This is a genomic window from bacterium (assembly GCA_026708015.1).
In the GTDB taxonomy this organism is placed as follows: domain Bacteria; phylum Actinomycetota; class Acidimicrobiia; order Acidimicrobiales; family Bin134; genus Poriferisocius.
In genome coordinates this window covers 1-6903 of record JAPOVT010000027.1, presented here as the reverse complement: position 1 = coordinate 6903, position 6903 = coordinate 1, and the positions used below count along the sequence as shown (strand labels likewise).

6 protein-coding genes are annotated in these 6903 nt (G+C 67.5%); 1 reads left to right on the top strand and 5 read right to left on the bottom strand.

Translation table 11 applies throughout. The annotated features are described in order from the left end of the window. The 4 genes from OXG30_05855 to OXG30_05840 all read right to left on the bottom strand — a co-directional run. On the bottom strand, nucleotides 1-537 hold a 537-nt coding region (locus OXG30_05855), incomplete at its 3' end, for an SDR family NAD(P)-dependent oxidoreductase (protein MCY4134420.1). Between the two features lie 63 nt (nucleotides 538-600). Continuing rightward, a complete protein-coding gene (locus tag OXG30_05850; protein ID MCY4134419.1) occupies nucleotides 601-2889 on the bottom strand; it encodes an arylsulfatase in 2289 nt (762 codons plus the stop codon). An 8-nt stretch (nucleotides 2890-2897) separates the two neighbouring features. Beyond that, nucleotides 2898-3650: an SDR family NAD(P)-dependent oxidoreductase gene (locus OXG30_05845; GenBank protein MCY4134418.1), complete on the bottom strand. Its 753-nt coding sequence runs from the start codon at nucleotides 3648-3650 to the stop codon at nucleotides 2898-2900. Nucleotides 3651-3652: 2 nt separating this feature from the next. After that, nucleotides 3653-4528: an SDR family NAD(P)-dependent oxidoreductase gene (locus OXG30_05840; GenBank protein MCY4134417.1), complete on the bottom strand. Its 876-nt coding sequence runs from the start codon at nucleotides 4526-4528 to the stop codon at nucleotides 3653-3655. Between the two features lie 65 nt (nucleotides 4529-4593). On the opposite strand from OXG30_05840, the gene OXG30_05835 reads away from it, so the two are divergent. Further along, on the top strand, nucleotides 4594-5442 hold the full coding sequence (locus tag OXG30_05835) for a TauD/TfdA family dioxygenase (GenBank protein ID MCY4134416.1): 849 nt from the start codon (nucleotides 4594-4596) through the stop codon (nucleotides 5440-5442). Here OXG30_05835 and OXG30_05830 read toward each other — a convergent pair. Next, nucleotides 5439-6410 (bottom strand): tyrosine-type recombinase/integrase, encoded by a 972-nt coding sequence (locus OXG30_05830; GenBank protein MCY4134415.1) that lies wholly within the window; start codon nucleotides 6408-6410, stop codon nucleotides 5439-5441. The two genes, OXG30_05835 and OXG30_05830, sit on opposite strands and share 4 nt — an antisense overlap. Nucleotides 6411-6903 lie beyond the last annotated feature (493 nt).

Sequence of the window (6903 nt, the reverse complement as noted above, 5' to 3'; positions counted from 1 at the left end):
CGTCTCGGTGAAACAGCTCACCGCGGCCTTGGAGGCGGCGTAAACCGAGGCGGTAGGCACCGGGGCGAATCCTCCATCGCCCGAGGAGGTATTGATGATCTGGCCGGGTTCGCCGCCAGCCAGCATCCGGGGCACGAACTCGGTGGTGCAGATGGCCACGCCGAAAACGTTCACGCTGAAGCACCACCGCCAGTCGTTGGGCTCCTGCTCCCAGGGCTTTCCGCCTCCGCCGGAGGTAACGCCGGCGTTGTTGAAGAGCAGATTGCAGCGCCCGTGGGCCTCGTAGACGTAATTGGCCAAGGCGGCCACCGAGCCTTCGTCGGCCACATCGGTGGGCCAGCCCGACACCGGGCCCAGATCGGACAGCTCGGCCACGGTGGCCTGTGTGGTGTCGGCTTCGATGTCGGCGATCACCACGGTGGCGCCTCGCTGCAACAGGGCAGTAACGATGCCCTTGCCGATGCCGCCCGCCCCGCCGGTTACCACCGCCACCATGCCGTTGACGTCGAGACGCTCAGATGGGGTGTCGCTGCTCATGGTGCCTCCTGTATATGGCCGACCCGAAGTGGTCTAGCAGCTATTCGACAGCCTGACTAACGCTCAATCCGCGTTGAGGGATTCCCGGGCGATTTGGGCGGGATCGGGAGGCGCAGCGCTGGGCGTGGTGATGTCGATATGGGAAATGGCCCCGGTCCATGGGAAGGGGGTCTGGTAGTCGTCATTGACCGGGAAGCCGGTGTCGTGGCCGATGACCAGCCCGGTGCCGCCGTTCTGCCAGGAGTTGGGGAACGTCCGGTCGAGTTCCAGCCGGGCGGTGATCTCGCCGTCCACCAGCAGCTCGACGATGCTTGAGTCTAGAGACAACGGCTGGTACCGGCACCCCAGGGTGGCGGCGTCGGAGGCGACCGGTGGGGTGGCCAGGCGGAACTGGTCGCCCGACAGGCAAAGGCCCAGCACCAGGGAGCCGTCCAATCCGTACAGGGCCAAGCCGCTGGTCCAATCGCCCATCGCCCACACGATGCCCTCGGCCCCGCTGGCGCCCACCGACACTGAGGCGTCGATGGCGAACCCCCGCACCAGCACGGGCATCACTTCGTCGGCTACTCGGCCGGCGCCCGGTCGGTACCGGGCTTGGGCGGGGGGCGGATAGGCGGGCGGATAGATGGCCGGCATCCGCCCGGCGTAGCCGTCGTCGAGGGGCAGCACCCCGAAACGCTCGGCCGCTTCCCACCACGCGGCTTCAAGCTCGGCCAGCTTCTCGGGGTGGTCGGCGGCCAGGTCGCGGGCCTCGGAGAAGTCATCGTCGAGCCGGAAGAGGGCCCAAGTGTCGTCGTCGAACGAGCGGCTGCCCTCCATCATCGCCACCTCATCGCCGTGGGCCTGGGCCACATGGTCGGTGGTGGCCTTCCAGCCGTCCAGGTACATGGCCCGCGACCCCTGGACCTCGAAGTACTGCTCAGTTCGGGGTGAGGGGGCATCGGCGTCGTCGAAGGTTGCGGACAGGCTGGCCCCGTGGATCGGCGTCTGGGCCACCCCGTCCACCGACTCGGGAGCGTCCACCCCGCACAGCTCCAGCACGGTGGGGGCCAAATCGATGGCGTGGCAGAACTGGGTGCGCACCTCCCCCTGAGCGGCAATGCCGGCCGGCCAGTGCACCACCAGCGGGGTACGGGTGCCGCCCAGCCAGGCGTAGCGCTTCCACAGCCGGAACGGGGTATTGCCGGCCCAGGCCCAGCCCCAGGCGTAGTGGTTGTAGGTTCGGGGACCGCCCAACTCGTCGAGCCACTCCAGGTTGGCGGCCACCGACTCGGGCAGCCCCTTGGTGAACCGGTGCTCGTTGACCGAGCCCACATGGCCGCCCTCGGCGCTGGCCCCGTTGTCGGAGCACAGGATCACCACGGTGTTGTCCAGCTCGCCGATGGCCTCCAAGTGATCTATCACCCGGCCAATCTGGGCGTCGGTGTGGGTGACGAACCCGGCGTACACCTCGTGCATGCGGGCGAACAGCCGTCGTGCGTCGGCGTCGAGCTCGTCCCAGGGCTGCACCCACGAGGGTCGCTCGGTCAAGGTGGTGCCTTCCGGTGCGATCCCTGAGGCCAGTTGGCGCTCGAAGGCTCGCTCCCGCCACCGGTCCCACCCGTCGTCGAACATTCCCCGGTAGGGCTCCACCCACTCAGGAGTCACATGGTGGGGGGCGTGGGTGGCCACCTCGGCGTAGTAGCAGAAGAACGGCTTGTCGGGAGCGGCGTGCTTCTGGTCGGTGATGTGGGCGATCGCCTGGTCGGCCAGATCAGCGCTGAGATGGTAGCCGTCGTCGAAGTGGGTCGGCGGACTGATGTAGTGCTGGTCGCGCACCAGGTTGGGGGCATAGCAGTTGGCCCCGCCGTGGAGCACGCCGTAGTAGCGCTCGAAGCCCACCCCGGTGGGCCACAGGGTGAACGGGCCGGCTGCGCTGCGCTCGCCCCGGGGGGCGAGGTGCCACTTGCCGATGGCCATGGTGCCCCATCCGGCGTCGCGCAGAATGCGGGGCAGCATGGCCGCTGACGGAGGGATGCGGGCGGTGTACCCGGGGAACCCCATGGTCATGTCGGACAGAAAGCCCATGCCCACCGCGTGGTGGTTTCGACCGGTCAACAGAGCGGCTCGGGTGGGCGAGCACAGGGCCGTCACGTGGAAGCGGTTGTACGACAGACCGCCGGTGGCCAGCCGGTCGATGTTGGGAGTGGCGATGTCGGCGCCGAAGCAGCCGAGCTGGGCGAATCCGGTGTCGTCCAGCAATATGACCAGCACATTGGGCGCGCCCTTTTGCGCTCGAGGCAGCTGCGGAGAACGGGGGGTGGATTCGGCCACGGTGAGCCCGATGTCGGCTGCGGTCGCTGGCTCGGCCATATCGTCTTCTAGCGGCGCGACCGGTAGTCGGCCCCGGGGATGGTGGCGAATTGGAAGGGCTCGGGCTGTCGGCCCTTGAACAGGGCGAAGCACTCGCCGGTGAGGCCCGAATCGAGAATCGCCATGGCCGCCTCGGCCACCTGCTCAGCGTCCATGATGATCATGCCCGCGGCTTCTAGCTGTTCTCGGTTGCCGCCCAGGAATCCGGTGCCCACCGTGGCCGGGCAGACGGCGTTGAGACTGATACCCCGCTCGGCCAGATTGGGAGCGGCGCTGCGGACCAACGCGGCAATGGCGTGTTTCGACATGGAATAGCCCAAGTCCACCGGCAGCGGGCTGAACGAGGCCATCGAGCCGGTAACCATCACATGGCCGCCCCCGGCTCTCTCTAGCAGCGGAGTCGCAGCCCGCAGGCCGAACACCACACCGTGCTGGTTGATCCCGATGATGCGGTGATAGTCCTCGTCGCTTATCTCGGAAATGTCGGACAACCCCATCATGATCCCCGCGTTGAGGTGGGCCACATGCAGGTGGCCGGGATCGTCGGCCACCTCTGCGGCCACCGCAGTCCAAGCCGAGGAATCAGCCACATCCAGGTGGCGATATTGTCCGCCGATCTCGTCGGCCACCTGCTGGCCGGCGTCGTCGACTACGTCGGTACAGATCACGTGGGCGCCGGCCTCGGCGTAACGGCGAGCACAGGCCGCGCCGATTCCCGAGGCTGCTCCGGTCACCAGGGCGGTCTTTCTCGACAGGTCCACGGTCAGCTCGCTGACTCTTCGGCGCCTCGGGCGAAGGCGTCTTCGGTGTTCAAGTCGTACAGGCCGTTGATGAACTGGAGCGGGGGCCTGGTGGTGTATTCCTCTGCCGCCCGGCTGGGCATGATGTTCTCCTGGTGGCGCAGATCCCACATGCTCTCGCACCGCCCGGAATAGTCGTCGGGCTGCTCTAGCATCCAGATGATGCCGTCGGCGGGCACCGAAGTGGGCTCCCAGTCGGTGAGGTCGATGTCGCCCATGTTGGCCAGGGTGCCCTCGGAGGCCACCGGGATGTCGATGCGGAAGCAGTTGACCGCGATGCGGTCGGGGTGGAGCTGGCGGGCCAGATCGGTGGTCATCCGCTCGAGGGCCAGCTTCGACATGCCATACGACATGAGTCCGGGAACCGGGCGCAGCGCGGCCTGCGACGACAAGCTGAGGATGCGTCCCCGCCCCGCGGCCCGCAGGTGGGGAAGGGCAGCCCTCACTGTGAGTAGCGGGGCCCGCAGGTTGATGTCCATGATGAGGTCGTAGCGCTTGAGGGGAATGTCCACCTCGCCCACGAAGGTGACCGCGGCGTTGTTCACCACCACGTCGAGTCGGCCCCAGGCCTCCACCGGGGCGGCCACCATGGCCTCGATGTCGTCAGCCGCGGTCAGGTCGGTGGGAACGGCCAGTGCCTCGCCCCCGGCGTCGATCACCGCCTCGACGGTCTCATCGATGGTGCCGGGAAGCGGCTTGGGCGACGCCTTGGTGGACCGGGCCGCGCACGCCACCTTGGCCCCTTTGGCTGCGGCAGCCAGGGCGATGGCCGCGCCCACCCCTCGGCTGGCCCCGGTGACCAGCACCGCCTTTCCGGCCAGGTCGTATGGCTCAGACATCAGCGCCCCATGGCATGCGTCGCTACCCTAACGAACAACCAGTTATCGGCCGGAATGGATCCTGGGTGGGTGAGCATCGACATCTGAGGGTGGCACCGGTGGGCGGATGCATCGGGGCGGAGATCGGCGGGGTCGACCTGAGCGACGACCTGTTCGACGACGCGGTGGCCGAGATTCGCCAGGCATGGCTGGACCACTTGGTGGTGTTCTTCCGAGACCAGCACCTGACCCTCGACCAGTTCTCGTCCTTCGCCCGCCGCATCGGCACCCCCGGCCGCTATCCGTTCGTGCCCGGCCTGCCCGATCATCCCGAGGTCATCGAGGTCAAGAAGCTGCCCCACGAGACCGTCAATTTCGGCGGCATCTGGCACACTGACACCGCCTACCTGGAGCGGCCGCCGATGGCCTCGATGCTCTTGGCCCGCGAGGTGCCCACCGCCGGCGGCGACACCGAGTTCGCCAACATGTACGCCGCCTACGATGCCCTGTCCGACGGCCTGAAGGAGTTCCTGCGGGGTCTGCGAGCCGTTAACAGCTCGGCGATGGCCGACGTGTCCAAGACCCGGGAAGACCGCATTGCCGACGCCAACGAGGCCGGTCACACCTCAGCGGAGAGCTATGAGGCAGTCCATCCAGTGGTCCGCACCCACCCCGAGACCGGTCGGCTAGCCCTCTACGTCAACGTGGCCCACACCGCCCGATTCGAGGGCATGACCGAGGAAGAGAGCCAGCCCCTGCTGCGGTTTCTCTTCGCCCACCAGTCAAAGGCCGAGTTCACCTGCCGATTCCGCTGGCAGCCGGGCTCGCTGGCACTGTGGGACAACCGCTGCGCCATGCACAACCCCATCAACGACTATCACGGCCAACTCCGGCTCATGCACCGCATCACCTTCGAGGGCGACGAGCCCCGCTAGACGTTGAGGGTCTGGGTTTTGAGGTGTTGGGCGGCGGGGGTGTGCTGGGCTTGGAGGCGTTGTATGTATCGGACGGTGACGGCGTGGCTCTTCCAGCGGCCTGCGAGCATGATGCCGGCGATGTCGGTGCCGTCGGCGGCGAGGTCTTGGGCCATCCCGATTCGGGTGGAGTGGGTGGTGATGCCGGTGGGGTTGATGCCGGCGGCTAGGGCTGCGGCTTTGTAGCGCCGTCGGGCGGTGCTGGGCGAGAAGTCGAATACGCGGTCGTCGGGGGCGGCGTCTTTTGGTCTGAGGCGGGCGAGGGCCTGCGCGGCGGGCTCGGATATGGGAACGGCTGCGCCTTTGGCGTGCTGGTCGGTTTTGGAGCGGCGGATCGAGATGGTGGCCAGCCCTGCGTGTGCGGAGAGTTGTACATCTGCCCAGGTGAGGGCGAGGAGTTCGCTACAACGCAGCAGGGCGTTGTGGGCCAACACGAGCATCGCGATGTCGATGTCGGCGCGTTTTCGGGCTTGCTCTGGGGTTTCGAGGCGCCCGCCGGGCTGGCTGCGCCTGGGCGCGGGGGCGGCGCCGATGATCTGCTTGATGTGGTGTGAGCGCAGCGGGTCGGCTTGGCGTTCGGTGATGCCCTCGTCGGCGGCTATTCGGACGAGTCCGGCCAACGCCAGCCGTGCCCGGGGGTGGCGGGCCGGGTTGGGGCCGCGCCGGCTGCTGAGGTGGTGGGCGACGGAGGCGAGGTAGGTGCGCAGCGTGGCGGGCTTCTTCCCCTCCATGAACAGGGAGGCGAGCCAGCGCCGGATGTGCTCGACGGTGGCCTTGGAGCTAGCCAGGCCGTTGGCAGCGGTCCAGCGGGCCCAGCTGTTCCAACCCGTCTGATAGGTCTTGCGGGTGTTGGCAGACAGCGCCGAAGCGTCGGCTCGGGCTAGCAGCCCCTCAACACAGCAGGCAACCCCATCAGCTCTGATGTGCACGGGGCTATGCGGGCACACGGATTTGGGGGGGGGGGGGGGGTCATCGACGCATTCCTAGCCGTCAACCAGGGCATTCAACGAGCCGGAAAAAGCAAAAAACCGTGAAAACCAGAAGCGGCCCACGCGGCAAATAAATGCCTTTATCTGTCTAGTACGGCCCAGCCCGGCCTGCCAACTGTTCCCTGAACCGAGATGGCACGGGCCTGGCATCGGACAGGCGAAAGCACTGTTGACCAGGCATTACAGCTGTTGGGCAAGATGTCCGCGCCGGTCCGACAACGAGGCTTTCCGCCTGCTGCACGGCGCCGGTTGGCATAGAGAGCGCAGCCGCCGCGCCTCCCGCGCCCGAGAGCGGTCCGACATACGACCCGCTCTTCCCAGCTAGGCGAATCCCCAGTATGGGCTGGGTTTCCGCGCCCGCAGGGCGCGTGGCCCCGCCGTTTTCGCTGGGGCCTGTATGCGGCGGATAAAGGCATTTATCCGCCGCATACAC